Annotated in this window: 23 protein-coding genes; 11 read left to right on the forward strand and 12 right to left on the reverse strand. The window is 68.9% G+C overall.

The genetic code is table 11. The annotated features are described in order from the left end of the window. Nucleotides 1-3 precede the first annotated feature (3 nt). Nucleotides 4-1,326: an acetyl-CoA C-acetyltransferase gene (locus tag F3087_RS03010; protein WP_150400207.1), complete on the reverse strand. Its 1,323-nt coding sequence runs from the start codon at nucleotides 1,324-1,326 to the stop codon at nucleotides 4-6. 286 nt (nucleotides 1,327-1,612) lie between these two features. Here F3087_RS03010 and F3087_RS03015 point away from each other — a divergent pair, with 286 nt between their 5' ends. After that, nucleotides 1,613-2,971, forward strand: a complete 1,359-nt coding sequence (locus F3087_RS03015) for a 3-oxoacyl-ACP reductase (RefSeq protein WP_150400208.1) — start codon at nucleotides 1,613-1,615, stop codon at nucleotides 2,969-2,971. Further along, nucleotides 2,968-3,837: a MaoC family dehydratase gene (locus F3087_RS03020; RefSeq protein ID WP_150400209.1), complete on the forward strand. Its 870-nt coding sequence runs from the start codon at nucleotides 2,968-2,970 to the stop codon at nucleotides 3,835-3,837. The genes F3087_RS03015 and F3087_RS03020 overlap by 4 nt, the downstream gene beginning before the upstream one ends. An 81-nt stretch (nucleotides 3,838-3,918) precedes the next feature. On the opposite strand, the gene F3087_RS03025 is transcribed toward F3087_RS03020, so the two are convergent. The 3 genes from F3087_RS03025 to F3087_RS03035 all read right to left on the reverse strand — a co-directional run bounded on the left by F3087_RS03025 (nucleotide 3,919) and on the right by F3087_RS03035 (nucleotide 7,064). After that, on the reverse strand, nucleotides 3,919-4,986 hold the full coding sequence (locus F3087_RS03025) for a DUF5685 family protein (RefSeq protein ID WP_396897523.1): 1,068 nt from the start codon (nucleotides 4,984-4,986) through the stop codon (nucleotides 3,919-3,921). A 225-nt stretch (nucleotides 4,987-5,211) separates the two neighbouring features. Then, on the reverse strand, nucleotides 5,212-5,811 hold the full coding sequence (locus F3087_RS03030; protein WP_150400211.1) for a TetR/AcrR family transcriptional regulator: 600 nt from the start codon (nucleotides 5,809-5,811) through the stop codon (nucleotides 5,212-5,214). Nucleotides 5,812-5,900: 89 nt separating this feature from the next. After that, on the reverse strand, nucleotides 5,901-7,064 hold the full coding sequence (locus tag F3087_RS03035; protein ID WP_150400212.1) for a glycoside hydrolase family 3 N-terminal domain-containing protein: 1,164 nt from the start codon (nucleotides 7,062-7,064) through the stop codon (nucleotides 5,901-5,903). Between the two features lie 169 nt (nucleotides 7,065-7,233). Between F3087_RS03035 and F3087_RS03040 the strand changes: the two genes are divergently transcribed. The 5 genes from F3087_RS03040 (at nucleotide 7,234) to F3087_RS03060 (ending at nucleotide 14,087) form a co-directional block, all read left to right on the forward strand. Continuing rightward, nucleotides 7,234-7,722, forward strand: a complete 489-nt coding sequence (locus F3087_RS03040) for a universal stress protein (protein ID WP_150400213.1) — start codon at nucleotides 7,234-7,236, stop codon at nucleotides 7,720-7,722. Nucleotides 7,723-7,794: 72 nt separating this feature from the next. Next, nucleotides 7,795-8,889, forward strand: coding sequence for an isochorismate synthase (locus tag F3087_RS03045; protein WP_150400214.1), 1,095 nt, complete (start codon nucleotides 7,795-7,797; stop codon nucleotides 8,887-8,889). A gap of 152 nt (nucleotides 8,890-9,041) precedes the next feature. Further along, a complete protein-coding gene (locus tag F3087_RS03050) occupies nucleotides 9,042-9,212 on the forward strand; it encodes a DUF2613 domain-containing protein (RefSeq protein WP_083894819.1) in 171 nt (56 codons plus the stop codon). Nucleotides 9,213-9,303: 91 nt separating this feature from the next. Beyond that, a complete protein-coding gene (locus tag F3087_RS03055; protein WP_150400215.1) occupies nucleotides 9,304-13,572 on the forward strand; it encodes an alpha-(1->3)-arabinofuranosyltransferase in 4,269 nt (1,422 codons plus the stop codon). A 14-nt stretch (nucleotides 13,573-13,586) separates the two neighbouring features. Then, nucleotides 13,587-14,087 carry a DinB family protein gene (locus F3087_RS03060; protein WP_396897524.1) on the forward strand — a complete coding sequence of 167 codons (501 nt, stop codon included), beginning with the start codon at nucleotides 13,587-13,589 and terminating at the stop codon, nucleotides 14,085-14,087. Between the two features lie 3 nt (nucleotides 14,088-14,090). Here F3087_RS03060 and F3087_RS03065 read toward each other — a convergent pair whose 3' ends face one another. Beyond that, nucleotides 14,091-15,290, reverse strand: coding sequence for an acyltransferase family protein (locus F3087_RS03065; RefSeq protein ID WP_150400216.1), 1,200 nt, complete (start codon nucleotides 15,288-15,290; stop codon nucleotides 14,091-14,093). 202 nt (nucleotides 15,291-15,492) lie between these two features. On the opposite strand from F3087_RS03065, the gene F3087_RS03070 reads away from it, so the two are divergent. Further along, a complete protein-coding gene (locus F3087_RS03070) occupies nucleotides 15,493-16,620 on the forward strand; it encodes a DUF3068 domain-containing protein (RefSeq protein ID WP_150400217.1) in 1,128 nt (375 codons plus the stop codon). A 59-nt stretch (nucleotides 16,621-16,679) separates the two neighbouring features. On the opposite strand, the gene F3087_RS03075 is transcribed toward F3087_RS03070, so the two are convergent. From F3087_RS03075 to F3087_RS03085, 3 genes are all read right to left on the reverse strand, one after another. Continuing rightward, nucleotides 16,680-17,036 (reverse strand): VOC family protein, encoded by a 357-nt coding sequence (locus F3087_RS03075; RefSeq protein ID WP_150400218.1) that lies wholly within the window; start codon nucleotides 17,034-17,036, stop codon nucleotides 16,680-16,682. A 221-nt stretch (nucleotides 17,037-17,257) separates the two neighbouring features. Next, nucleotides 17,258-18,508, reverse strand: a complete 1,251-nt coding sequence (locus F3087_RS03080) for a polysaccharide biosynthesis protein (RefSeq protein WP_150400219.1) — start codon at nucleotides 18,506-18,508, stop codon at nucleotides 17,258-17,260. 110 nt (nucleotides 18,509-18,618) lie between these two features. Beyond that, nucleotides 18,619-18,930, reverse strand: coding sequence for a hypothetical protein (locus F3087_RS03085; protein ID WP_150400220.1), 312 nt, complete (start codon nucleotides 18,928-18,930; stop codon nucleotides 18,619-18,621). Between the two features lie 191 nt (nucleotides 18,931-19,121). On the opposite strand from F3087_RS03085, the gene F3087_RS03090 reads away from it, so the two are divergent. Next, complete coding sequence (locus F3087_RS03090; protein WP_223884863.1) at nucleotides 19,122-20,897, forward strand: hypothetical protein; 1,776 nt, start codon at nucleotides 19,122-19,124, stop codon at nucleotides 20,895-20,897. Between the two features lie 33 nt (nucleotides 20,898-20,930). On the opposite strand, the gene F3087_RS03095 is transcribed toward F3087_RS03090, so the two are convergent. Next, nucleotides 20,931-22,103, reverse strand: coding sequence for a glycosyltransferase family 4 protein (locus F3087_RS03095; RefSeq protein ID WP_150400221.1), 1,173 nt, complete (start codon nucleotides 22,101-22,103; stop codon nucleotides 20,931-20,933). Between the two features lie 139 nt (nucleotides 22,104-22,242). On the opposite strand from F3087_RS03095, the gene F3087_RS03100 reads away from it, so the two are divergent. Further along, entirely contained in the window at nucleotides 22,243-23,031 is a 789-nt protein-coding gene (locus F3087_RS03100) for a class I SAM-dependent methyltransferase (protein WP_150400222.1), read from the forward strand. Between the two features lie 2 nt (nucleotides 23,032-23,033). Here F3087_RS03100 and F3087_RS03105 read toward each other — a convergent pair whose 3' ends face one another. Continuing rightward, nucleotides 23,034-23,336 carry a hypothetical protein gene (locus F3087_RS03105; RefSeq protein WP_150400223.1) on the reverse strand — a complete coding sequence of 101 codons (303 nt, stop codon included), beginning with the start codon at nucleotides 23,334-23,336 and terminating at the stop codon, nucleotides 23,034-23,036. A gap of 209 nt (nucleotides 23,337-23,545) precedes the next feature. Here F3087_RS03105 and F3087_RS03110 point away from each other — a divergent pair, with 209 nt between their 5' ends. Continuing rightward, nucleotides 23,546-24,988, forward strand: coding sequence for an aldehyde dehydrogenase (locus tag F3087_RS03110; protein WP_150400224.1), 1,443 nt, complete (start codon nucleotides 23,546-23,548; stop codon nucleotides 24,986-24,988). Here F3087_RS03110 and F3087_RS03115 read toward each other — a convergent pair whose 3' ends face one another. Both F3087_RS03115 and F3087_RS03120 read right to left on the reverse strand, forming a co-directional pair. Further along, nucleotides 24,989-25,192, reverse strand: a complete 204-nt coding sequence (locus F3087_RS03115) for a hypothetical protein (RefSeq protein ID WP_150400225.1) — start codon at nucleotides 25,190-25,192, stop codon at nucleotides 24,989-24,991. Between the two features lie 440 nt (nucleotides 25,193-25,632). Then, nucleotides 25,633-26,583, reverse strand: coding sequence for a GlxA family transcriptional regulator (locus F3087_RS03120; protein WP_150400226.1), 951 nt, complete (start codon nucleotides 26,581-26,583; stop codon nucleotides 25,633-25,635). Nucleotides 26,584-26,647: the final 64 nt, after the last annotated feature.

Genomic DNA, 26,647 nt, shown 5'->3' on the forward strand with positions numbered 1-26,647 from the left:
TGCTTAACGCTCGACGATCGCGACGACGCCTTGGCCGCCCGCGGCACAGATGGAGATCAGCGCGCGGCCGGATCCCTTCTCCGCCAGCAGCTTCGCGGTCGAGGCGACGATGCGGCCGCCGGTCGCGGCGAACGGGTGACCCGCCGCCAGCGAGGAGCCGTTGACGTTGAGCTTGCTGCGGTCGATCGAGCCGAGCGCGCCGTCCAGGCCGAGCCGCTCCTTGCAGTACGCGTCGGACTCCCACGCGGACAGCGTGGCGAGCACCACGGAGGCGAACGCCTCGTGGATCTCGTAGTAGTCGAAGTCCTGCAGGGTCAAGCCGTTTCGAGCGAGCAGGCGCGGCACCGCGTAGGTCGGGGCCATCAGCAGGCCGTCCGGGCCGTGGATGTAATCGACCGACGCGACCTCGCTGTCGACCAGGTTGGCCAGCACCGGCAGGTTGCGCTCGGTGGCCCATTCCTCGCTGGACAGCAGCACCGCGGAGGCGCCGTCGGTCAGCGGGGTGGAGTTGCCCGCGGTCATGGTGGCGTCGCCCGCCTTGACCCCGAACACCGGCTTGAGCGTGGCCAGCTTCTCGATGGTGGAGCCGGGACGCAGGTTGTCGTCGCGGGTCAGCCCGAGGAACGGGGTGATCAGGTCGTCGAAGAAGCCGCGATCGTAGGCGGCGGCCATGTTCTTGTGCGACAGGTAGGCCAGCTCGTCCTGCGCCTCGCGCGGCACGCCGAATTCCTTGGCGGTGATCGCGGCGTGCTCACCCATGGACAGCCCGGTGCGCGGCTCGGCGTTGCGCGGGATCTCGATGCCGAGCATGCTCGGGCGCAGCTGGCCGACCAGCTTGAGCCGGTCCTTGTTGGACTTGGCCCGGTTCGCGTCCAGCATCCACTCGCGCATGCCCTCGCTGACGCCGATCGGGGCGTCGGAGGTGGTGTCGGTGCCGCCGCCGATGCCGGCGTCGAAGCGGCCCTGGGCAATTCCGTCGCCGACGGTGACGATGGCCTGGAGGCCGGTGCCGCAGGCCAGCTGCAGATCGTGGGCCGGGGTGTACGGGCTGAGCTTGCTGCCGAGCACGCTCTCGCGGATCATGCCGTGCTCGCCGACCCGCTTGAGCACGGCGCCGCCGACCACCATGCCGAGCCGCTCGCCCTGCAGGCCGAAGCGGCTGACCAGGCCGTCCAGCGCGGCGGTGAACATGTCCTGGTTCGAGGCGTGCGCGTACGCCTTGTCGGAGCGAGCGAACGGAATCCGGTTGCCGCCCACGATCGCGACCGGGCGGGTGGTCTTACCGGTCTTGGCGGTGCTCTTCGCCGAACGGGATTTGGTTGTCACTCGAGTCTCCAGGTCTCGTTGGGGATGTTCGGCGCTCCGGAGTCCGCGTGGAAGTCTCCACTGATCGGCGCCCCGTCGCGGTTGGTTTACATTAAACTTACTCTGGAGTAAGTTTGTTGTCGACACCGTACCCCGCAAATGTGCGTGAGCAGACCAAATGCCGGGGGAACCAGCAGACCCGAGAACAGCATCGCGGCGTGAGCGACAGTCCCGGAGGCGGTAGCTTGCGTAACCACACGGCAGGGACCGTGCACACGCCGCCGACCACACAGAAAAGGTAGGAACAGTGGCAGCCAGCAAGAGCAAGGGTGCGCCCAACCTCTACGGATCGTTCGTACACTCCTCCCCGGGTCAGTTCCTGGCGAGCAAGCTCGGGCTGCCGCAGCCGGAGAACCTGCGTCGCTACAAAGCGGGCGAAGCGCCGCTGCCCGGGCCGGTGCTGCTCGGCGGCAAGGGCCGGGTGGCCGAGCCGCTGCGCACGCTGCTGACCGACTACACCTTCGCCGATTCGGCCGGCGCCGGAACCAAGTTCGGCGCGCTGGTGTTCGACGCGACCGGCATCGGTTCGATCGAGGATCTGTCGCAGCTCTACGAGTTCTTCCAGCCCGCCATGCGCAGCATCGCCGCGTCCGGCCGCATCGTGGTGATCGGCACGACCCCCGAGCTCGCCTCGACGGTGGACGAGCAGATCGCCCAGCGCGCGCTCGAGGGCTTCACCCGCTCGGTGGCCAAGGAGCTGCTGCGCGGCGCCACCGCCCAGCTGGTCTACCTGCACCCGGCGGCCTCGACCGGCGCGACCGGCCTGGAGTCGACGCTGCGCTTCCTGCTCTCGGCCAAGTCGGCGTTCGTCGACGGCCAGGTGTTCCGGGTCGGCAAGGACGACGCCACCGCGCCGGCCAGCTGGGACCGCCCGCTGGACGGCAAGATCGCCGTGGTCACCGGCGCCGCGCGCGGCATCGGCGCGACCATCGCCGAGGTGTTCGCCCGCGACGGCGCGACCGTGATCGTCGCCGACATCCCGGCCGCCGGTGAGGCGCTCTCGCAGACCGCGAACAAGGTCGGCGGCACCGCGCTCGCGCTGGACGTGACCGCGCCCGACGCCGCGGAGAAGCTGGCCGAGTTCGCCACCGAGCGCTTCGGCGGCATCGACATCATCGTGCACAACGCCGGCATCACCCGGGACAAGCTGCTCGCCAACATGGACGAGGGCCGCTGGAACTCGGTGCTCAACGTGAATCTCGCGGCGCCGCACCGGATCACCGAGGGCCTGGTGTCCCGGGGCGCGCTGAAGGAGGGCGGCCGCGTGATCGACGTGTCCTCCATCGCCGGCATCGCGGGCAACCGCGGCCAGACCAACTACGGCGCGTCCAAGGCCGGGGTCATCGGCATGGTCAACGCCGAGGCGCCGAAGCTGGCGGAGAAGGGCATCACCATCAACGCGGTGGCGCCCGGCTTCATCGAGACCGCGATGACCGCCGCCATCCCGCTGACCACCCGCGAGGCCGGCCGGCTGATGAGCTCGCTGCTGCAGGGCGGGCAGACCGTCGACGTGGCCGAGACCATCGCCTTCTTCGCCAGCCCGGCGTCGAACGCGGTGACCGGCAACGTCGTTCGCGTCTGCGGGCAGAGCCTGATCGGAGCATGATGTCGCAAGTGATCTCACTCAAAGAGACACCGAAGAACGGCCCGCTGTACCTGAAGGCGGCACTGGGCGCGATCCCGCTGCCGCTGGTCTCGGGGCGCAAGTCGACGCTGCCGGATCGGTCGAGCCAGCTCGACGGCCTGCGGGTGGATCCGGATCATCTGGCCGCGTACTGCCGGGCGACCGGGCTGCGGTTCGGCGATGCGCTGCCGCTGACCTACCCGTTCATCCTCACCTTCCCGATCGTGATGCAACTCGTTGTGCAGCGCGACTTTCCGTTCGTCGCGGTCGGCGCGGTGCACGCGGAGAACGTGATCGAGCGGACCCGCGAGATCTCGGTGAGCGAGCCGCTGGACATCAAGTCGCACATCGAGAATCTGCGCGAGCACCCGAAGGGGCTGCTGGTCGACGCGATCAGCGAGATCAGCGTCGGCCGCGAGCTGGTCTGGCGTCAGGTCACCACCTTCCTGCACCAGCAGCGCACCTCGCTGTCCGGCGGGCCGAAGCCGGAACCCAAGCCGGAGGAGGCCGCGCCGCCGCCGCTGCGCACCTGGCGGATCGATCAGAAGACGATCAACCAGTACGCCGCCGCGTCGGGCGATCACAACCCGATCCACATCTCCTCGTTGGGCGCAAAGGCTTTGGGCTTCCCGAAGCCGATCGCGCACGGCATGTGGTCGGCCGCGCACATCCTCGGCACGATCGAGGGCCGGGTGCCGGCCAAGACCACCTACTCGGTGAAGTTCGGCAAGCCGATCTTCCTGCCGTCGACGGTGAACGTGTACGCGGATCAGGTGGCGGGCGGCTGGGATCTGGCCGTGCTGAACCCGAAGAAGGGGTTCCCGCACCTCACCGCGTCGCTGCGCTGACGTATCGAACGAACAGGAGCCGCACCCCGAGTCGGGTGCGGCTCCTGTTGTTTCGCCGAGAATCGTTACGCGGCAAGCAATTCAGCAGCTGCAGTCGCAGCAACCACAGCAGTCGCCGCAACCGCAATCACAATCGTCGCAGCCGCAATCGCAGCCGCCGCAATCGCAATGGTTGATCCACGGCTGCTTGCGTTCGCCGGTGCACGGCTGAGTGTGTTCGGCGCAGCAGGCGTACCCGGTGCAGTAGGAGCCGAGGATGAGCGTGAGGGACTCGCCCAGACCGGGGCGCTGACCCGTACGCCGCGAGTCCATGCGGACGTCGGCGTGGTCGTGGGACATCCCGCAGGTGTGACCGGCCACCGCGCCGATGCCGTGGCCTAGTTTGCGCAGCACGGACGTCAACGGGTCGAGCAGCATCCAGCGGACGGTGGGCACCGTGTCCAGCTCGGCTTGCGCGACCGCTTCGCGCAGGCGCGAATCCGATTCCCGCAGCAGGTCGTACGCCTGCGGCATGGTGGTGCCGGTGGCGGCGAGCGGATTGAATCTGCCGCGCTCCAGGTCCGTCTCGTAGTCCTGTACCGCGTCGGCGAGGTGTGCGATCCGGCCGAATTGCCGGCCCGCCGTGCGCATTGCGTCGACGTTGTCCGGACGCTCGGCCAAAACCGCTGTGTGCGCGAAGAATTCGGCGGCGCAGAGCTGGGTCGGTGCGGTCAGTCGCGCGAGCGCGTCCGGGCCGTTGCCGGCGGCCTGCTCCAACTGCGTCTGCGTGTTCAACGCGGCGACGAGCGGTTCCACATCCAGGCCGATCCGCTGCGCGCTCACCTGCGCCTGTCCGGCCCATCGACTCGCGGCCTTCGCCATCGGCGTGCGGGCCAGGACGGCGGCGTCGCCGTCCGCCACATGGTCGCGAACCTTGGCCGACGCCAGCAACAGTGACGCCGTCGCGGCCAGCCGCACCCCGGGCGAATTCGCCGAGGCGACCGACGCGCGCTGCATCCCCCGCAGCGCGCACCGCCCCGCCTGCGTGCGTTCGACCGCGTTCGCGGACTGCGCCTCGGTGAGCACGCTCAGCACGATCGCGTCGACATTCGTTGTCGCCCGGGCCAATTGACCATGCCCGTCGCGTAACCCCAGACACAGCCCGCACATGTGCGTGCGCCACTCGGCCGCATCGATTCCATACTTCGCCGCGCCGTGCGAACACGGCCTGAGCAACCCGAACAATTCCGCCCCGTTCTCCCCGGCTCGTCCTGGTCGGAGCCGGTCTGTGCTTGGTGATCTCCGCACTCTGGCAGGCCGTCAACCGCGCGGCAACCGATACGCGCGGATCACCCCGTAACGGCGCGCCGAAGCCCGCCCCCGCCGAGCCGTCGGCTACTCCGCTTTCTTGCGTCCGGCCAGGCCGCGCCAGGCCAGATCGTCGAGCAGGTCGACCGCCTCGGCGACCTCGATGCGGCCGCTGGCCACCCGATCCGCGATGGCCTCGCCCGCGCCGATCACGGCGGCCGCGACGATGTCGAAGTTGGTGCCGGGCTCGGGGTGCTTGGCGCTGGATTCCAGCAGCTTGGCGGTCAGTTCGATGACCCGCTCGCGGGCGTTCTCGATCTCCGAGGCGAACGCCTGCTGGCCGATGGCCTGGCGATAGAGCACCTGCCAGGAGCGCCGGTTGCGGTCGACGAACCCGAGGAAGCCCTCCAGCGCGACCCGCACCTGTTCGTGCGGGGAGAGCTGTGGATTGCCGGCGGGCACCACCGATTCGATGAAGCGCAGGCCCTCGCGCTGGATGCAGGCGCGGAACAGTTCGTCCTTGGAGCCGTAGTACAGATACAGCATCGGCTTGGATATCTTCGCCTCGGCGGCAATGGCATCCATCGATGTATCGTGGAAGCCCTTGCGCGAGAACACCTCGACGGCGGCATCGAGCATCTGCTGCTCACGAACCGCCCGAGGAAGTCGCTTCGTTCCGCCCGCCATCCACTCTCCTACCGCATGGTGAAGTTCATATATTACTCCAAGGTAAGTTCCGTGGGTCGCATTTGCTCACCAGTCGCGGAAACAGTGCCTCAGCAGCGCGGAAGCGCGCCCTTGAAGGTCGCCATGCGCAGCACGGACGCGTCCACCTGGGCGGCGGGCAGGCGGCCGGCCGCCACCGCCTGCTCCAGTTGGTCGAGCACGCTGGACACGGCATCGGTGCTGATCCACAGCGCGTTGTCGGCGCCGGCGACCAGCGCGGCCTCCACCGCGTCCGCGATGGACAACCGGCTGGTGATCGCGGCCATGCCGCTGAGATCGTCGGTGAAGATCGGCCCGTCGAACGGCGCGGCGCCGTACCCGCTGCCGCCGCGCAGCAGCGCCATGACCTGCGGGCTGATGCTGGCCGGCACGTCCGGGGTGGTGAGGCCGGGCACGTCGAGGTGGCCGACCATCACGCCCGCGCCGGACTTGATCAGGTTGCGGAACGGGACGAGGTCGACGTTCTGCAGGTCCGCGAGCGGCGGCGTGCGGACCGCGCCGCGGTGCGAATCGCCCGAGCCGGAGCCGTGGCCGGGGAAGTGCTTGAGCACGGTGCCGACACCGACCTCACGCATGGCCCGGATATAGGCGTCGGCGTACTTGGTGACCACCGCGGGGTCGTCGGAGAAGGAACGGTCGCCGATCACCGAGTCGTCGGGCTGGCTGCTCACGTCGCTGTCCGGCGCGAAGTCCACCGTCACCCCGAGGTCCTTCAGCGCGCGGGCCCTGGTCAGCGTGGCGTCGTGGAACTGTTCGGGGGTCATGGTCTCGGCCGTCGCCCTGGCCGACGGCGCCTTGCCGATCAGGTTCCCCACCCGGGAGACGCGGCCGCCCTCCTCGTCGATGGTCACCATGAGCGGCACCTTGGCCGACTGCTTGACCTGGTCGAGCCGGCCGGAGGTGAGCAGCGTGAGGTCGGTCCAGCTGCCGACGAAGATGCCGCCGACCTGTTCGGTGCCCACTACATTCGCGGCGTCCGCGTCGCCGGTGATGCCGACGGTCAGCAGCTGGGCCAGCTTCTGCCGCAGGGTGAACTGCGCGAGATAGCCGGCCGTGCAATCCGGTTTAACGGAAGTTGTTGTCCGCGTGGATGATCCGGCCGTCGACGCGGGACCGGCCACCGACGACGGGGCGGAGTCGCCGCCACCGCCGCTCGAGCAGGCGGTCGCGACGGCGGCCAGCACGGCGAGCATGAGCAGGGGCGTCTTCCGCATGGACGTCAACCGTACTGATCGCGCGGTATAGCAATACCAGGGGGTCGGCCGCGTGGTTACCCGGTCTGGATGTTCCGAGGCGCGGCGGATTCCGCGCGCCAGCAGGTGGGCCGGGCTCGGTCAAGGTAGCCTTAATCAACAGCCGTGAGTCTCCCACCAGGAGGTCATCGTGCCCTGCGATCTGATGCTCATTGCCTACGACGGGTCCGAGAACGCCAAGCGGGCCATCGAATACGCCGGGCGGTTCCTCAGCGCGGACCGAGCGATCGTGCTGACCGCGTGGGAGCCGATGGTGCGCCAGGCGGCCCGCCTGTCCGGGTTGTCCGGGGTGATGCAGCCGGAGTGGGTCCCCGACGAAGAGATCGAGGACGTCGCCTACGTCGACGCGCGCACGATCAACACCGAAGGCGTCCGGCTGGCCAAACTCGCCGGGCTCAATGCCGAGGCGCGCACCGCCGAGTGCACCACCACCATCTGGAACGCCATCGTCGAATGCGCCGACGACCTGGACGTCGACATCATCGTCGCGGGCACCCGCGGCGCCACCGGCATCCGCGCGCTCATGCACAGCAGCGTCGCCGACGCGGTGCTCAAGCACTGTCATCGCCCGGTCCTCATGGTCCCGCCCGGCAAGGAGCCCGCGGCCAGAACCGGCTAGCCGGAAGCTCGGTCGTGAGCGCGCTCACGGGTGGGTCTGGTTCGGCGGGCGCGGGGTTAGGGTCGAGGGACTATGGATGGATTCCTGCTTGCTCAGCCGGACGGGGTGGTCCGGGCGTTCGGCAGCCGGGTCGCCTTCGACAAGGCCGATCGGGCGGTGGCCGCGCTGCGCGACGGCACGGCGGAGCTGGTCGTCGGTGCGCTGCCGTTCGATCCGCGCAAGCCGGCCGCGTTGAGCGTGCCCGAGCGGGTCGAGCACACCGCGGGACCGTGGCGGCCCGCCGCGTTGCCCGAGTTGCCCGCCGTCCGGTTCGTCACCGAGATCCCCAGTGCCGCAGAACATATCGCGCGGGTGACGAAACTCGTCGAGCAGCTGAACGATCCGGCGCAGCCGCTGCGCAAGGTGGTCGCGGCCCGGTCGGTGGTGGCCGAGGCGGCCGACGCGCTCGCGCCCGAACTCGTCGCGGCCCAGCTGCTCACCCGGCATCCGCACGCGAATGTGTTCGCGGTCGACCTGACCCCGGCCGGGCGCACCGGCGCCACGCTGGTCGGCGCCACCCCGGAGGTGCTCATCGCCCGGCACGGCGACACGGTCACGCTGCGCCCGCTGGCCGGCACCGCACCGCGGCGCACCGATCCGGACGCCGACGCGGCGCAGGCGCGAGAGCTGTTGGCCAGCACCAAGAATCGCGACGAGCACGCGTTCGTCATCGAATGGATCCGGGACCGGCTCGCCCCGGTCTGCGCCGAACTGTCCATCCCCGACGGTCCGGAACTGATCAACACGCACGAGGTCTGGCATCTCGCCACGCCCATCACCGGGCGACTGCGGGACGCTTCGACCACCGCCCTCGACCTCGCGTTGCTGCTGCACCCCACGCCGGCCGTCTGCGGCACGCCAACCGATCTCGCGCTCGACACCATCGCCGATCTGGAAGAGGACCGCGGCTTCTACGGCGGCGCGGTCGGCTGGTGCGACGCCGACGGCGACGGCGCGTGGGTGGTCGCCATCCGCTGCGCGGAACTATCCGCCGACGGGCACACCGTGCACGCCTACGCGGGCGGCGGCATCGTCGCCGCCTCGGATCCCAAGGCCGAGCTCGACGAGACCACCACCAAGCTCCGCACCCTGCTCGGCAGCCTGCACTGCGCCATCCCGGCACACTGAGCGAGCACCGGCTGATAGCGGCGTCGACCCGCTGTGATCGCCGCCCCAGCCGCATTACCTGCCGGGAATCGGCGGGCTGAACGCACCGGATACCGGAGCGGGCTGCTAGGTTGACCGGGAATGTGCCTGCATCGATGTATTGGAGTGCCGCAATGAAGTTTGCTGTTCCTGGTGTTGCGAGTGCTGTCGGCGGCGCCGTGCTCGGCGTGATCGCGGTGCTCCTCGTCACGGTGGCGGTGCAGCAGAACTCGCGGCCGGACATCGACCGTAGTGGCGACAAGGACTCCTCGTTGCTGAACAACGTCGAGTACGGCAGTCGCTGAGCTGACCCCCGCTTCACCTGCCGACTCGCTCGAACCGGCGGCGCGGCGGCACTCGACTGCGCCGCTGGGTAGACGCTGGTTCATCGGGACGGTGCTCGCGGCGTTCCTGCTGACCTTCCTGCAGACGCCAGGGCGCACGGTCGCCGACACCAAATACGACCTGGCGCAGAACCCGCTGGGTTTCCTCGAACGCGCCAGCCACCTGTGGAGCAGCCAGGCCCCGATGGGGCAGGTGCAGAACCAGGCCTACGGCTACTTCTTCCCGCACGGCGCGTTCTTCTCCCTCGGCCACATCCTCGGCCTGCCCGCCTGGGCCACCCAGCGGATCTGGTGGGCGCTGCTGCTGCTCGCCGGATTCTGGGGCATCATCCGGCTGTGCGAGACCCTCGGCATAGGCACCCGAGGTTCGCGCATCATCGCGGCGGTGACGTTCGCGCTGTCGCCGCGGGTGCTCACCACGCTCGGCTCGATCTCCTCGGAGACGCTGCCGATGATGCTGGCCCCGTGGGTGTTGCTGGCGCCGGCGGCGCTCGGCATCCGTTATCGACGGCGTAGACGACAGGCAACAGACACAGATCGGACCGACCGACCGCGGCGCGGTGGCGCCGAATCCGCGGCAGGCAGCGCGTTGGCACTCGCGCTCATGGGATCGGTCAACGCGGTGGCCACGGTCGCCGCATTCCTGCCCGCGCTGCTGTGGTGGGCCTCGTATCGGCCGAACCGGGAGTGGTGGCGATTCACCAGGGCCTGGGTTCCGTTGCTGGTGCTGGCCACGTTCTGGTGGGCGGTGCCGCTACTGCTGCTCGGCAAGGTGAGCCCGCCGTTCCTGGACTACATCGAATCGTCCGGGGTGACCACGCAGTGGGCCTCGCTCGCCGAGGTGCTGCGCGGCACGGACAGCTGGACGCCGTTCGTCTCGCCGGAGCGCATCGCCGGCGCGGTGCTGGTCACCCAGCCCGCGGCGGTGCTAGCCACCGGGTTGCTCGCGGCGGCGGGGATGGCCGGGCTGGCGATGCGGTCCATGCCGTATCGCGGGCGGCTGACGCTGATCCTGTGCGTCGGGCTGGTCGGCATCTGCGCCGGCTACGTCGGTGAGCTGGGCGGACCGTTCGCGGAGTCGGTGCGGGTGTTCCTCGATTCCGGCGGCGCGCCGCTGCGCAATGTGCACAAGCTGGAGCCGCTGATCCGAATCCCGTTGGTGCTCGGGCTGGCTCAGCTGCTGACCAAGGTGCCGCTGCCCGCCTCGGTGCCGATGCCGGTGTGGCGCAGCGTGTTCGCGCATCCGGAGCGGGATCGCCGCGTCGCGGTGGCCGCGCTGATCCTTACCGCGCTCACCCTGTCCACCTCGCTGGCGTGGACCGGCAAGCTCGCCCCGCGCGGCGCCTACGACGCGGTACCCGCGTACTGGCAGCAGACCGCGGACTGGTTGCGGCACAATGCCTCCGATACCCGCGCGCTGGTCGTGCCCGGTGCGCCGTTCGGCAGTCAGGTGTGGGGGCTGACCCGCGACGAGCCGTTGCAGGCGCTGGCGAGCACGCCGTGGGCGATCCGCGACTCGGTGCCGCTGAACCCGCCGGGCACCATCCGCGCGATGGACTCGGTGCAGCGGCTGATCGCCGACGGCAGGCCGTCGGCCGGACTCGCGGCGACGCTGGCCGCGCAGGGCATCGGAATTCTGGTGTTGCGCAACGATCTCGACCCGGAGACGTCCCGCTCGACCCGGCCGATGCTGGCGCACAGCGCGATCGACGGTTCACCCGGCCTGACGAAGGTGGCCGAGTTCGGCGATCCGATCGAAGCCAAGGTCATCGCCGAGGATCTGGTCGCGGACGGTGATCTGCGGCCGGCGTACCCGGCGGTCGAGATCTATCGAGTGCAGACGCCGACGCCGGGCACACCGGCCGAGGTGCGCAGCGGAACCGGTGCGCCGCAATCGTTCCCGGGCGCGTACACGGTTCCGCTCGACTCGGTCCCCGTGGTGCAGGGCGGGCCCGAGGTGCTCGAACGACTGCATCGCGATCCGGGAACCACCGGCACGCCCGCCCTGCTCGCCGCCGACGCGGCCCGTGCCGGGTTGCCACGCGGACCGTTGACCGTCACCGATACCCCGATGGATCGGGAGTCCGACTTCGGCCGGGTGGACAACCATAATTCCGCCGTCCGCGCCCCCGACGACGCCCGCCGCACGCACAACCTGGTGCCCGACTATCCGGTGGACGGCGCCGATCTGGTGCACGGCGAATGGTCCGGCGCGACCATCACCGCGTCCAGCTCGGCCGCCGACGCCACCCAGCTGGGCGGCGCCGCGCCGGGCAGCTCCACCGCGGCCGTGGTCGACGGCGATCCGGCGACGTCCTGGATCAGCAACGGCTCCGAATACGCCCTCGGCCAATGGCTTCGACTCGACCTGGAGCAGCCGATCCGGGTCGGGCAGCTGACCTTCAGCACCAGCGCGGCCGCCATCGGCGATCCGGTGAAGTGGGTCGAGGTCCGCACCGCCAACGGCACCGTGACCACGCGCATCCCCGAACCGGGCACGCCCGTGTCGGTTTCGCTGCCCGCGGGAAAGACGCAGTGGGTCACCATCACCGCGATCCGCACCGAAACCGGCAAGCGCGGCGGGCAATTCGGCATCAGCGAACTCGGCCTGGACGACTATTCGGTCCGCGATCGGCCGGTCCACGTCGACATCCGGCACCGGACCGTCCTGCCGCCGACGCAGACCGGCGCGCAGCTCGAAGGCTGGGACCTCGGACAGGAATTCCCCGGACGCAGTGCGTGTTTCGAATCGCCGAATCGGGTGCGGTGCAGCAAAGGCCTCGCCCTCGCGCCGGAGGAGCCCGGCAATTTCCAGCGCACGCTGACGGTGCCCGAACCCATGTCGGTGACACCCCGGCTGACCGTTCGGACCAGGCAGGGCCCGGCGCTGGAGGCCTTACTCACCGACCGCGACCAGCCGATCGCCCGGGGCAAGGCCGACGTCGGCGATGTGCGCGGCGCCGCGTTCGCCGCCACCGACGGGGATCCGCGCACCAGCTGGACCGCACCGGAGGACTCGGTGCGATCGCCGACCGGGGCCAGGCCGACCCTCACGATCGAGCTGCCCGAGCCCGCGCTGGTGACCGGCCTGGACCTGACCCCGTCGCTCGGCGGCCTGCCCGCCGCACCCACCTCGGTCGTGGTCAATCTCGGGGACGGTCCGCAGGTGCGCGAGCTGCACGAGAGCGAGCCCGGCAAGCCGAGCCGAATTTCCCTGCACCCCACCGTGACCGATCGCATCGAGCTCAGCATCCGGACCTGGAAGCCGGTCCTGGACATGACGGCGCTCGGCTTCGTGCAGTCGCAACCACCGGGCCTGGCCGAGGTCAAAGTGCTCGGTCCGGACTATCCCGCGCCCGCGGCGCTGGATCGGGAAATCACGGTCCCGTGCGAGATCGGGCCCACCGTCAATATCGATGGACAACTCCGGCGCACGTCCGTCACCGCCACTGCCGACCAACTGCGTTCCAGCGCACCGGTTCCCGCACAGCTCTGCGCGGACGACGCGCTCCAGGCCGATTCCGGCGACCTCGCGCTGGCGCAAGGCCGAGCCGATGTCACCGTCGGGCCGACCGACCTGTTCTTCGTCGACCGGCTCCGCCTCGACCGCACCGGATTCACCGCACCGACCTCGTCGGCTTCCGGCACCCGCCTGCTCGTGCTCCCGCTGAGCACGAATATCGGCTGGCGCGCAACAGCTTCCGACGGGCGCACGCTCGAGCCCGTAGTCATCGACGGCTGGCAACAAGCCTGGCTGCTTCCGCCCGGTACCGAAGGACCCGTCACCGTCTCCTTCCCCACCGATCGCTGGTATCGCCTCGGGATCTTCGGCGGCCTCCTGCTACTCCTTCCATTGATCGCGCTGGCCATTCCGAGACGCGCACGTACCGCGAAAGAGCTTGACGCCAAGGCGAATACCGAGCCTGATCAGGAAGATACCGACACCACCGAGACGAATCCCCTTGACGCCGTACCGGATTCCACACTACGAACCTGGGCGCCCCGCTGGCTCGGCGCGATCGGCCTGATCGCCGCGGCGACCCTCATCGCCGGCCCGGTCGGAACCGTCGCCGCCGCAGCCGCACTCGCCGCCGTCCGATTCATCCCCAGGTTCCCCCCACGCGCGCTGGTCATCGTCGCCGGCCTCGGCACAGCACTCTCGGCAGCAGCCCTGTCGACCGGTCCATGGCGCGCCGCCGGCGGCTACATGGGCGGTTCGCTGTGGGCCCAACTCCCCGCGGTACTCGCGGTGATCGCGGTCGGCGTCGCCGCGCTGCCGACTCGTCGGCCATTCGGGCTGCGCCACAACGAACCTCGTTGATAATGTGACCCTGCGTGAGTACCTGTGCGGAATGCGGTTTCGTCTACGACCTGACCCGCGCGACCGAGGTCGCGCCGCTGGCGAATGAGCACGCGGTGGAATACGCGGATCTGCTCCTCACGGACTCGCCGAAATTACGGCAGCGACCCGGCCCCGACACCTGGTCCCCGCTCGAATACGCCTGCCATGTGCGCGATGTGCTGCTCATGCAGCGCGAGCGCGTGCTGGCCGCCCGGCGCTCGGATACCCCCGAGACCACACCGATGGGTCGCGACGAGCGGGTCGAGCACGACGGCTACGCGGACCAGAAGCCCTCCGATGTCGGACGCCAACTCCGCGACGCCGCACTGCTGTTCGCCAATGTGCTCGACCGGCTGGACGCCGGCGACTGGGAGCGGACGCTGATCTTCAGTTATCCGGAACCGGAGAAGCGGTCGCTGCGCTGGCTCGCGCTGCACACCTTGCACGAGCTCCGGCATCACCTGCTCGACATGCACCGGCAGCTGGATACCTGAACGTCACGGAGCCGCGAGCCGGTCCTCTTCTTCGACTTCCGGCTTCGGCTTCGCCCGGTCCCGGCCGCGCGCCCACTGCCGCATCGGTTCCTCGATCAGCGCGTAGCCGGCCGCCGCGACCGGCAGGCTCAGCGCGACCGTGAGCACCAGGACGTAGAGGAAGTCTCCGCTGAACGGCACGATCCCGAACACCGGGAACACCACCCACAGCACCGCGAGATGCCAGAGGAAGATGCCGTAGGACCAGCGTCCGATGGTCGCGGCCACCCGCGATGTCAGCCAGCGATGCGGCCGGCCGGTGTCGCCGAGCACCAGCGGCGCGAGCAACGCGAAACCGATGATCGCGCCGAGTGCCATCTTCGCCGCGTACTGCCACGGCTCGGCGTGCGTCAGCCCGCCGGGCCCGCCGATATCGGTGGACGAGACCAGGAACGCGGTCAGTGCGATGGTCCACATCAACCATTGATTCCCGGCCCACCGACGCCAGCGCGATAGCTGTTCGCTATCGAAAGACAGTTCGGCGAGCACCATTCCCATTGCGAACCACGGCAGATATCCGGGCAGCCAATTGTCGGAATGGATCGCGTCGGGCGTCGGCACCGGAATGAAGTTCCAACTCAGCGACACCGCCGCCAGGCCGAGCAGCACCGGCACCCGCAGGCGAGCGGCATTGCCGCGCAACCACATCACCGCGAACGCCAGCAGCGGCAGCACCAGATAGAAGGCCACCTCGACCGAAAGACTCCACATCTGTGTCAGTCCGTCGGTCAGCGTCAACGGCACGAACACTTGCAGCAGCGCCAGATTCGACACCCACACGCGCAACCCGGCGGTGCCCGCCGCGCTGGGCAGCAGGATCAGCACCGCGCACACCACCGCCCAATACGCGGGCAAGATGCGCGCGGCGCGATGACGCAGGTAGTAACCGAGCGACGGCGCACGGCCGAGACCCCGTGCCGCGGCGGCGTGCGGGCGCCAGAGCAGAAACCCGGAGAGCGCGAAGAACACCGCGACCGCCATGTCGAACCGGCCGAGCACCCGCCCGATCACCGGCGTGCCCGCGGCCCCGGTCTGAAACGCGACGTGCGTCAACAACACTCCGAGCGCGGCCATTCCGCGCATACCCTCGAGCGCGGGCAGGAAGGCGCGGGTCCGCACCGATTCGGGCACCGGGGTGGCAGAAGTAGACACTGTCGCGGTCATCGGGCTCCAGTCTGCCTTGCCAATTCTCAGGTGATAACTCGGCGTTTCACATTCCACGCTAAACTCGGGCGATTTCTCGGCCGTTTCCGGCCTCGGCACCGCATGGTACGACACCGGACTGTTAGTGTCGGGGCTCACGAGTGCCGCGGGAGGCCCGCCGTACTCGCCGGAACGACCCTGTTCTACGACGAGGAGAGTTTGCATGGCACTGAGTGCCGGAACCAGAAGGACGGTGGCCTGCCTGCTCGTGGGTCTCGGCGCGTTGCTGATTGTCGCCGCGCTGCTGATCCCGACCTACACCGTCGGCAAACTGGCGAAGACTCCCCTCGATCTCGAGATCACCACCATCGCGACCAATGCGCCGGGCGAGGACAGCCTGGTGCTGGACTCCAAGTCGCTCACCGCGCCGGAGGGTGCCGCGAAGATCGACTCGAACGTGCCGCTGGTCTCGCAGCGCTTCCTCACCGTCGAGGAGCCCTCCGACGCCACCGAGATGACGGTGCAGGCGGGTCAGACGTTGCGGCGCATCGACAAGCAGGGCGACACCGGCCTGCTCACCGCGACCATCGACCGGGTCACCATCGACCGTAAGACCGGCGAACCGGTCTCGAAGGATCCGAACGGCTCCATCGCGGTCACCGTGGACAAGGAAATGAAGTCGGTCGCGGATCCGGTGCAGCACACCGGCCTGCAGTACCGCTTCCCGATCGGGACCGAGAAGAAGGCCTACCCGTACTTCGATCTCAACGCGCGCAAGACCTTCGACGTCAACTTCGTCGAGGAGACCGAGATCAACAACATGAAGGTCTACCACTTCCAGCAGTCGATCCCGGCGACCAATCTGTACGACGTGGTGAAGGCGCCGACCAACAAGCTGACCTTCCCCGCCGCGAAGTGGGGCGTGCCCGGCGACGGCGACGTCACCATGGCGCGCTGGTACACCAACACCCGTGACCTGTGGGTCGAGCCGAAGACCGGCACCGTGATCAAGGGTGGCGAGCAGATCCACCTGTACTACGGCCGCGATTCCAAGCCCGAGGTCACCGCGCTGAAGTCGCACATCGTGTTCGACGAGAACACCATCGAGTCGCAGATCTCGGTGGCCAAGGAGAACATCGACAAGCTGTCGCTGTACGGCCGGATCATGCCGATCATCCTCGGCGTGCTCGGTGTCATCGCGCTGATCGTCGGTGCGGTCCTCGGTATTCGCGGTGGCGGTTCGACGCCTGCCGCGGCCGGTGGCGGCGGGCCGCTGAGCCAGGGTCGTGGCGCGCGCCGGGTGGACAACGATCCGCCGACCGAGCAGATCAAGATCACCAAGCAGCCTTGAGTTAGCTGAAGAGTTCGGCCCCCGGTCATCGACCCGGGGGCCGAATTCGTTTTCGGCCCTTATGTTCCGAGCGAATAGGCGACCGGGTGCCGGGGTTGATAGAGCAGCATCGTGCCCGCCCCGGGGATGCGCAGGTCGATGCAGCGGCCGAAGGCGCGGTCGGCGATCTCGCCGGCGAATTGCGCTCCGCGCTCGCGCAATTCGGCGACGGTCTGCTCGAGGTCGTCGCACATCAGCGAGATCTCGTGGCGCACAGTGCCGTCGGCCGGATGCACGCCGAGTTCGCTCGGGCCGGTGCCGAAGATGAGCCAGCCCTCGTGCGCGTCGACATTCGGCCAGCGCAGGACGTCCCGGAAGAACGCCCGGGCCGCGTCTGAATCCTCTGCGTAGACCAGCGTGTGTACAGCAGTGATCATGCGTCCGATCGTAGGCTCGTCAGCCTCCCGCCAAGGGCAACAGTCGCATCGCGCGTACGAATTCGACCGCTGCGCAGGAATTCTCCAGCGATATCGTTCGCGCCGGGCAAACGTATGCGCGGCTCCGTACCAGTGCTGCGCTGGTGTGGTCACGACGCTGCCCCGGGACTGCGTACCAGCACGCCGCGCAGGCCTGGATCGGGCGCTGATCGAGCAGGTAACTACGGCAGTCGCTCGGGCTGGCGACTGTGGAGGTCGCTGCCGTGATCGGCCGTGCGCAGGACGATTACCGCCACGACGAGAGTGGTGGCGGCCGCGACGGAGGCGACGGTGGTGATCAGGGCCGGGATCGAGCGGGCGAACGAAACCATCAGTGTCACTTCGACGGCCAGGCCGAGCCAGGTCAGCGCGGCGAGCGCGGTGCGGTCCACGGCGATCGCGGAGAGCATCGCGCCTTGCAGCACCGCGAGGATCGCGCCGTGCAGAGCGAACAGCCACAGCAAGCCTTGAATGGGTGCGTAATCCTGGCCGGCCAGCAGCGGAGCGAGCGGCGCGGCGATCGCGGCACAGATGACCGCGACTATGCCGATGCCCGACAACACCGCGAGCGCGGACCTGATCGCGCGGGCCGAATGCGTGGGCTGAGCCATCCGTGGATACAGCACGACGCCGACCGCCTGCGGCAGCCAGAACGCGATCTTCGCGGCGATGGTGCCGAGCGCGTAGCGGCTGGCGTCCGCGTCGTCGAGGACCATGCGGACGACGATCAAATCGGTGGACGACAACGCCATCAGCGCCGCCTGCACCTGCGCCGCCCGCAGCACCGGCAGGACGCCGATGGCGTGGACTACCTCGTCTTCGTCGGTTCCGGTGCGCGGCCGCGAGGGCGGCGAGCCGGCGACGAATCGCGCGAAGACCGCGGCGACCGCGATGCCCAGTGCGGCCGCGCAGAGCGCCGGCGCCGCGCCGCCACCGGCGGCGAGCACCACGAGCGCCGGTGCCACTCGGAGGATTCCGGCCGCGCCGAGCACGACACCCAGCGCCCGAAAACGCCTGCCGCCCTGGAGAACTCCCTGCTCTCCGGACAGGAGCACCAATGCGGGGGCCGCGCCGAGCGCCGCCGCGCACGCCGCGACACCGACGTTCAACGCAGTGGTCACCACCGGCACCAGCACCGCCACGACGACCGCGACGATCACGGCGCACCGCCATTGCAATCCGCGCAGCGCCACGACGCTCGCTCCCCGGACCAGCTCCCGGGCCACCACGTTCTGCAACGCCAGCGCGGGCACGGCGCACAACAATTGCACCGCCAGCAGGCTCGCGAACTCGCTGTATCCGGAGACCCCCAGCCATCGTCCGGCCAGCAATTGCAGCAGGTAACCCGCGACATTGGCGGTCATCGCACCCGCTGTGACCAACGTCAGATCCGCCACCACAGGAAACCGACGGACAGCAGACACGCTCGCCATCGTCCCACCCGCGAGTCGGCAGCTACGGTCCGCCCCGCCGCGATCGGCCCGGACCCGCAGATCTTCCCAGGGCTCACCGTGCCCGTACTACCTGTGGAAGGTCTGTGTGTTCAGGCCCGATCAGCTGGTCGTCGACTGAGCTGCCAGCGGACGTACTCGCCGAGCGGGAGGTCCGGCCGCTTGTCGAACAGCTTGGGGCGACGGCCGCGCAGCCGGATTTCGGCGGCATCGGACGCCTCGACATCGAGCGGCCCGGTCGCGCTGTGCAGATCCGCGTGCGCCCGGTGTCGGTTGGCGCGGTGTACCCGCGCTCGTTTGCGCGGCAGGTTCTTGCGCGACGCCTTGTCGTTCTCGCCGTAGGTGTTGCGGCAGTCCTTGGCGTAGCTCAGCTGCTTCTTCTCCTGCGGGGATCTCCGGGCCATCGAGCCAGGATATGGCTGTGTGGCCTCGATGCCGAGTTATTTTCCGGCCGTCGCGGCACGGTGTGCGGATGGGTAGCGCGGACGGGCGGACCGTAGGGTGCACAAGCGTGACGGAGAGCGAGCAGCGACGACGCGACCGGTGGGTGAGGTGGATCCCGGCCGGGTACAGCGCGGTGCTCGCGCTGCTCATCATGGGCCCGCTGCTCGGGTCCGGGTATCTGCTGCTGCGCGATGCGGTGAGTACGCCGCGGTCGTATCTGACCGATTCGGCGCTCGGGCTCGGTGATGCCGCGCCGCGGGCGGTGCCGCAGGACACGTTGCTGGCGGTGCTGTCGCCGGTCATCGATGGCGGTCTGATCGTCAAGGCGATTCTGCTGGTTGCGCTGTGGGCCGCAGGCTACGGAGCCGCGGTGCTGGCGCGCGAACTGCTGGGTGCGTCGATCGGTGCACAACTCGTCGCCGCGACGGTGGCGCTGTGGAATCCGTATGTGGCCGAGCGCCTTTTGCAGGGTCACTGGAGTTTGCTCGCCGGGTACGCGGCGTTGCCGTGGGTTGCGTTGGCCGCGTACCGGATTCGGACCGACGGCACTGCGGGCACGTGGGCGGGTTTGGCGGGATGTCTTGCCGCGGCGGGACTCACGCCGACCGGCGCACTGCTCGCCGGCGTCACCGCGTTGTCGCTGGCCGGGCGGCGGCATTTCGCCGGTGTGCTGGCCTTGCTGGTCGCCGCTTCGGTGCCGTGGTTGACCGCCACCGCGTTGTCCGGGGCGGCCGGCGAACCGTCGGATCCGGCGGGCATCGCCGCATTCGCCGCCCGCGCCGAGCCCGGTCTGGGCACGCTGGGCAGTCTGGCGGGGCTCGGCGGCATCTGGAACGGCGACGCGGTACCCGATTCGCGCACAACGCTGCTCGCGTTGATCGGCACCGTTCTGCTGCTCGTCATCGTGGCGACGGGCGTGCGCTCGGTGATCTCCGACGACGACGATCGATACGTTCGCCGTGCACTCGTCGTCCTCGCGGCGCTCGCCGTTCTGCTGCCAGCTCTCGGCGCGACGCCGTGGGGCATGCAGGTGCTGGAGTGGCTCGTCGCGCATGTGCCCGGCGCGGGCTTGCTGCGGGATACCCAGAAGTATGTGGCGCTGGCGATGCCCGCCTATGTGTTGTGCGCGGCGGCGGGTTGCGGGGTTCTCGCCCAACAATTCTCGATGGCCGCGGCAACCGACAATGCACAGCGGACCATTGATACACAGCCCCCGCAATCTCCGGCGCAACAAGAGATCGGTTCGTCGACGACCGTCGTCGCCGACGATGCGACCTTGCCGAGCGCAGGTTTTGACCGGGTGCCGAAGTTATCCACAACTGTGACGGGCACTGTCGCAACGATTCTCATCGCCCTGCTGGTGCTGCCGCTACTCGATCTCGCGTGGGGCGTCGGCGGTGCGATGCGACCTGTGCACTACCCCGCCGGATGGCAGCAGGTCGCCGACCGGATGGACGATTCCGGCGACGTCGCGGTGCTGCCCGGCGGGATGTTCCGGAAGTTTCGATACAGCGGGAAAGCGCCTGTCCTGGATCCGGCTCCCCGCCTTCTGCCCCAGGATGTCCTCCAAACCGGCGAACTTCCGGTACGCGGGCGCACCGTATCCGGCGAAGGCACCCGTGCCCGCGCGGTGGAAACGCTACTGCTGCACGGTGGTTCAGCTCAGGAACTGGCCGGCCACGGCGTGGCCTGGGTCCTGCTCGAACGCGGCACTCCCGGCCCCCTCGGCGAATCGAAAACAACACTGGCCCAACTCGAGCCGATATTTAGCGATGCCGACCTGACCCTGTACCGAGTGCCCGGAACGATCCAGCGGCACCATGCATCGTCGGCGGATCGTGCCTTTGCCATTGCAGCCCACGTACTTTGGGTAGTCCTGCTCGTCGGCGGACTGCTCATCGCAACGATTACTCGCCGCAAGCGCTGACGCGAAGCGATTCGAGTCGGCAGGACGCCGCGCTCAGTGCGCGGAACGTGGGGCGATCAAGCCGGAGGAGTGCTCACCTCGGGCAACCGCGGCCAGTACCTCGTACACACCGTTTCCCGTTTGCTCCCAGGAGAATTCACGCGCCCGCGAGCGCGCCTTCTCCCCCATCACGGTGCGCGCCGCACGGTCGTCGAGCAATTCGCCCACCGCGTCGGACAATTGGGCGACGTCATCGACCAGCAGCCCGGTGACACCGTCGACGATGGAGTCGGTGAGTCCGCGCGAACTGCGATAGCCGATCGTCGGCACGCCGTGCTGCGCGGCTTCGATGACCGCGAGACCCCAGCCTTCCTTGCGCGAGGGCAGCACGTGCACCCAAGCGCGGGAAAGCAGTTCGTGCTTACGCCGTTCGTCGACGTGCCCGTGGAAGGTGACCGCGTCGGCGATGTCGAGGCTGTGCGCGTCGGCCTTCAGGTTGTCGGCCCACCAGCCGTCGCCGATCACGTCGAGATGCAGGCCGGGAATGCGGGTCCGTAGTCGCGCGACCGCGGCCAGCGCGTCCTCGATCTGCTTGTGCGGCACCAGCCGCGACAGCACCACGATGCGCGGGTTCTCGGTGCGGGTTTCGGCGGCTCCGGTCGGCGCGTCGGCAGGAACCGGTTCGGCGCCGTTGCGGACGACCGCGATCCGGGACCCGTCGACGCCGAGCGTGGCGAGTTCTTCGGCCGAGGGCAGCGAGACCGTCAGGTATTGGTTGCGCCGATGCACCCGCGGCGACAGTCGCGACTCGATCCACCAGCCGATCCGGCCGACCAACCGGCCGGCGACCGGCCACTGTTCCCGGTGCCCGTGGTGCACCAGCACGACGGCGGGCGCCTTGGTGGCGGCCGTGGCGAAGAACGGGATGCCGTTCTGGGTGTCGATCACCGCGTCGGGGCGCAGGCCGCGCAGCGGTCCGAGGCCGAGCCGGCCGAGCGCCATCGCGCCCAGCGCCCGCGGGTAGACGGAGAACCGCCCGCCCGCCCGGCTGATGTCGATGCCGTCGAGGTGTTCGCGTTTCGGCGCCCCGGGGTAGCGGGCGGTGCGCAGGGTGACTTTGACCCCGCGTGCGGCGAGCTGCGCGCCGACCTGTTCGAGGTATCGTTCGCTGCCGCCGCCCTGCGGGTGCCCGGTGTCTCGCCAGCACAGCAGGAGGACTTCGCGCACGGTCGAGCTTCTCTCGGTCAGGTGGTCCCGGTCGGGATCGTCGGATATCGCGCTACACCCTAACCCGAGTAGTCGCGCGCGAGCCGATCACCGACCGGTGCGCACCGCGGCCCACCGCCGTTATGCGAGACTCGGCGCCGTGTTGAAAGCCGAAAAGACGCCCGCCGATGGTTCGCGCGCGCCCCGGTTCGCGCGCCGGGCGACGCTGCGCCGGTCGCTGCGGTTGCTCGGTAGTTTTCGGTTCGAGCAGACCGATCCGGCGGTGTTCTACGGCGGCCTGGCCGAGGACAGCGCGGCGATGATCGGCGATTTCTACACCGACGTGACGGGCGCGGGCCTGGCCGGCGCGACGATCCTGGACGTCGGGGGCGGTCCGGGGTATTTCGCGGACGAATTCGTGAAGACCGGCGCGCGGTACATCCCGGTCGAGCCCGATCCGTCGGAGATGCACGCGGCGGGGTTGTCGGTGTCGGGTGCGGTGCGCGGCTCGGGGATGGCGTTGCCGTTCCGCGACGACGCGGTGGATGTCTGTTTCTCGTCGAATGTGGCCGAGCACGTGGCCGAGCCGTGGCGGATGGCGGACGAGATGGTGCGGGTGACCAGGCCGGGCGGGCTGATCGTGCTGTCCTACACGGTGTGGCACGGGCCGTTCGGCGGGCACGAGACCGGGCCGTGGCATTACCTCGGCGGCGAGTACGCCGCGCGCCGGTACCGGCGCAAGCTGGGGAAGGAACCGAAGAATCGGTTCGGCACGTCGCTGTTCGCGGTGCGCGCCGCGGACGGGTTGCGCTGGGCGGCGGGCACTTCCGCCGACGTGCGGACGGTCTTCCCGCGTTATCACCCGCGCTGGGCCTGGTGGCTGGTCCGCATCCCGCTCGTGCGAGAGCTACTGGTGAGCAATCTCGTCGTGGTGGCTACCAAGAAGTAGCGCTAACGCTCCAGCCAGCCTCTGCGCCAGGTGCGCCGGCCGCACGGTTCGTGCAGCGGGCGGGCCCACGGCGATTCCTGAATGGCCAGTCCGACGGTTTCCAGCGTGGTCAACCCGACTTGGTCGGCCAGCACCCCGACGACGGCGACGGCCTCGGCTGCCTGCATGGCCGCGGTGGCTTGCTCGATGGTCAGGGTGCGGCCGGGTAGGAAGGAGACCACCCATCCGCCTGCACCAACGCTCTTCGCTTGATGCTCGGTTTGATCGCTGGTCATCAACGATCGGTCGACCACTTGCACCGCCATGACTCGGGCTCCCCAATGGTGGTATCGGTTCAGGAATCGAGCGAGCTGATCAGTAGCTACAGCATCCTCTTTCCAGCAACAGAACGCAATAGTGCGTTCTACGAAAAGCGAACCGACAGGTTGGGATTCGTCCTGCTCAGCGGGACGCCCGGGAGGCAAAACTGAAACATGTTACAGACAACCCGGTGGCAAAACTGTAACGTGTTCTCATGCATTACGACAGCTTGTTCATCGGCGGCCGCTGGACCGCGCCCGCCACCGCCGAGCGCGTTCAGGTCATCTCGCCGGCCACGGTCGAGCCGGTGGGCAGCGTCCCCGCGGTGTCCCGCGCCGACGTCGACGCCGCGGTCGCCGCGGCCCGCCACGCCTTCGACCACGGCCCATGGCCGTCCACCCCGCCGGAGGAGCGCGCCCAGGTGCTCACCCGGGCCGCCCGGCTGATCGAGGAACGCTCGGCCGATCTGGTCGCCGCGCTCACCGCGGAAATGGGCGCTCCGCAGATGATCGCGATGACGCTCAACCAGATTCCCGCCGTGGCCGCGCTCGACGCGTGCGCCGGACTGGCGAAGTCGTTCCCGTGGAACGAAACTCGCACCGGACTGTTCGGCACCTCGCGGGTCACCCGGGAACCGCGCGGCGTCGTCGCGGCGGTCACCGCGTGGAACGTGCCACTGTTCCTCGCGGCCAACAAACTCGCCCCGTCGTTGCTGGCCGGCTGCACCGTCGTGCTGAAACCCGCTCCGCTGACGCCGATTACGGCCAATATGCTCGCCGACATCTTCACCGAGGCCGGTCTGCCCGAGGGCGTGCTCTCGGTGCTGCCCGCCGAGGCCGAGGCCGCCGAATACCTGGTCTCGCATCCCGGCGTGGACAAGGTCACCTTCACCGGCAGCACCGCGGTCGGCAAGAAGATCGGCGCGATCGCCACCGGACAGCTCAAGAGCGTCTCGCTCGAGCTCGGCGGCAAGTCCGCGGCAATCCTGTTGCCGGACATGGACATCGCGGGCATCCCGGTGCTCGCGTTCTCCGGTTTGATGAACAGCGGGCAGGGTTGCGTCGCGCAGACCCGGATCCTCGCGCCGCGCAGCCGGTACGACGAAATCCTCGACGCGCTGGTCGAACACGTGCGGACGATGAAGGTCGGCGATCCCAACGATCCGACCGTGCAACTGGGCCCGCTGATTTCGGAGCGCCAGCGCGATCGGGTCGAGGGGTACATCGCCAAGGGCAAGGCGGAAGGCGCGCGGGTCGCGCTGGGCGGCGGCCGTCCCGAGGGGCTCGATCGCGGCTGGTACGTCGAGCCGACGATCTTCGCCGATGTGGACAACAAGTCGACCATCGCGCAGGAAGAGATCTTCGGCCCGGTGCTGTCGGTGATCCCATACGAGACCGAGGACGAGGCCGTGGCGATCGCCAACGATTCGGTCTACGGCCTGGCCGGCTCGGTGTGGACCGCGGATGTCGAGCACGGAGCGGAGATCGCCGCGCGCGTGCGGACCGGGACCTACGCGATCAACTGGTACGCGTTCGATCCCAGCTCCCCGTTCGGCGGCTACAAGAATTCCGGCCTCGGCCGCGAAAACGGCCCGGAGGGCCTCGACTCCTTCTGCGAGCAGAAGTCGCTGCTCATGCCCATGGGCTGGGCGGGCTGATCAGTCGGTCGGCATAACCACCCGCAGGACGGGCTCGCTGTCGCGGCCCGTGAGGCTCGGCGCGTCGACGATCTCGACGCGCCAGCCCGGGGGCAGGACGGCCTGCAAACGCCCGGCAGCGCGGCGTAGCGGGGTGCTAGCGGTCGCCAGTTCGAAGCCGGCAACCAGGGGCGTGATGGACGCCCCGGTCTCCAGATCGGTCATGCTCCAACCACCTCTCGCGCGTCGATCTCATCGTTCGCCGCGAGCATCGCGGAAACCCGATGTCGATAGGGAAGTAGTTCAGTCGATCAGTAAACAGTTAGCAATCGGACTGGTAGGTCATGAGACCAAGAACACGGCAAGCATAAGCCACTTGTGCGCAAATCTCGCACACCGGGCAACTACCCCATATCGAGCTTCGGCAAACCTATGGTGCTCGCGACCTGTGCACACCGACCATTACCAATAGCACCACAACAACGGGTTCGCGCGGCGGGAAACACGCCATAACCGCGAATGATGATCCGTCATGAAATGCAAGGCGGGTTGGCGTCGTGGTCGCGACTGGTTGGTATACGCCATGATTGGCGGCCGTTGTCGTGAAAGTTCGTGCGCCGCGGCATTCTCGCCGGCTCGAGTACTGCGTTCGATGCACCTGCCGATCAGTGTCGCAATGCTCGGCGATAGTCCGCCGGAGTCGAACCGGTCGCCGCCCGGAGATGCGTGCGCAACGCGGTCACGCTGCCGAAGCCCGACCGGGTCGCGACCACTTCGATTGGCAGGTCGGTGGTTTCGAGCAGCTCGCGGGCGCGCACCGTGTGCTGTGCGTCGAGCCAGCGGCGCGGGGTGCTGCCGACCTCCGCTTTGAATCGGCGGATGAAGGTGCGCTCGCTCATCAGCGCGTGTGCGGCCAGCGCTGAAACATCCGGTGCCGCAGCGGGGTTCTGGGTCGCCCAGGCCATGGTCGCCGCCAGCGCGCCGTGGAAGCCGCTGCCAGCCAACGCATCCGGAATGTATTGTGCCTGGCCACCGGCTCGATGCGGTGGGGTCACGTTCCATCGCGCCAATTCCGCGGCCGGGCTCGCGCCCAGTTCCCGGCGTGCGATGTGCAGGCACAGATCCAGTCCGGCCGACAGGCCGGCGGAGGTGAGGACGTCGCCGTCGTCCACATAAAGAGCGGTCGGATCCAGCTCGACGGCGGGAAACAGATCGGCGAATTCGTCGCAATAGGCCCAGTGTGTCGTGGCGGGCCGGCCGTCCAACAGCCCCGCGCGCGCGAGCACGAACGCGCCGACGCAAATGCTCACCATGGTCGCGCCCCGAGCCGCCGCGGCACGCAGTGCCGCGAGTGCCTCGTCCGGCGGCGGCAGCGTCGGCAATCCGATGCCGGGCACCACCACGATGTCGGCGGTCGCCAACGCCTCGAGCCCGTGTTCGACCTCGAGCCCGAATCCGTTCGGCGTCCACACCGGGCCGGGACGCACCCCACAGGTCTCCATCTGGAATCCCACCGGCTCGCCGAACTTCCCTGGGCCATGCCGGAACACCTGCACAGCGCAGGCGAGGTCATAGGTCATGACGCCATCCAAGGCGAGCGCGACGACCTGCTTCATCGGACCAGTTTGGCATAAATCCGAGGGTGGCTGTCATCCCTGCCACTCACCATTCGCCGCCCAC

This window comes from Nocardia colli (assembly GCF_008704205.1).
GTDB classification, from domain to species: domain Bacteria; phylum Actinomycetota; class Actinomycetes; order Mycobacteriales; family Mycobacteriaceae; genus Nocardia; species Nocardia colli.

Coding starts and splice junctions, on each gene's coding strand:
- F3087_RS03020 (WP_150400209.1), top strand. CDS start 2,968: ATGATGTCGCAAGTGATCTCACTCAAAGAGACACCGAAGAACGGCCCG.
- F3087_RS03025 (WP_396897523.1), bottom strand. CDS start 4,986: ATGTGCGGGCTGTGTCTGGGGTTACGCGACGGGCATGGTCAATTGGCC.
- F3087_RS03030 (WP_150400211.1), bottom strand. CDS start 5,811: ATGGCGGGCGGAACGAAGCGACTTCCTCGGGCGGTTCGTGAGCAGCAG.
- F3087_RS03035 (WP_150400212.1), bottom strand. CDS start 7,064: ATGCGGAAGACGCCCCTGCTCATGCTCGCCGTGCTGGCCGCCGTCGCG.
- F3087_RS03045 (WP_150400214.1), top strand. CDS start 7,795: ATGGATGGATTCCTGCTTGCTCAGCCGGACGGGGTGGTCCGGGCGTTC.
- F3087_RS03050 (WP_083894819.1), top strand. CDS start 9,042: ATGAAGTTTGCTGTTCCTGGTGTTGCGAGTGCTGTCGGCGGCGCCGTG.
- F3087_RS03065 (WP_150400216.1), bottom strand. CDS start 15,290: ATGACCGCGACAGTGTCTACTTCTGCCACCCCGGTGCCCGAATCGGTG.
- F3087_RS03070 (WP_150400217.1), top strand. CDS start 15,493: ATGGCACTGAGTGCCGGAACCAGAAGGACGGTGGCCTGCCTGCTCGTG.
- F3087_RS03075 (WP_150400218.1), bottom strand. CDS start 17,036: ATGATCACTGCTGTACACACGCTGGTCTACGCAGAGGATTCAGACGCG.
- F3087_RS03080 (WP_150400219.1), bottom strand. CDS start 18,508: ATGGCGAGCGTGTCTGCTGTCCGTCGGTTTCCTGTGGTGGCGGATCTG.
- F3087_RS03085 (WP_150400220.1), bottom strand. CDS start 18,930: ATGGCCCGGAGATCCCCGCAGGAGAAGAAGCAGCTGAGCTACGCCAAG.
- F3087_RS03090 (WP_223884863.1), top strand. CDS start 19,122: ATGGGCCCGCTGCTCGGGTCCGGGTATCTGCTGCTGCGCGATGCGGTG.
- F3087_RS03105 (WP_150400223.1), bottom strand. CDS start 23,336: ATGGCGGTGCAAGTGGTCGACCGATCGTTGATGACCAGCGATCAAACC.
- F3087_RS03110 (WP_150400224.1), top strand. CDS start 23,546: ATGCATTACGACAGCTTGTTCATCGGCGGCCGCTGGACCGCGCCCGCC.
- F3087_RS03115 (WP_150400225.1), bottom strand. CDS start 25,192: ATGACCGATCTGGAGACCGGGGCGTCCATCACGCCCCTGGTTGCCGGC.
- F3087_RS03120 (WP_150400226.1), bottom strand. CDS start 26,583: ATGAAGCAGGTCGTCGCGCTCGCCTTGGATGGCGTCATGACCTATGAC.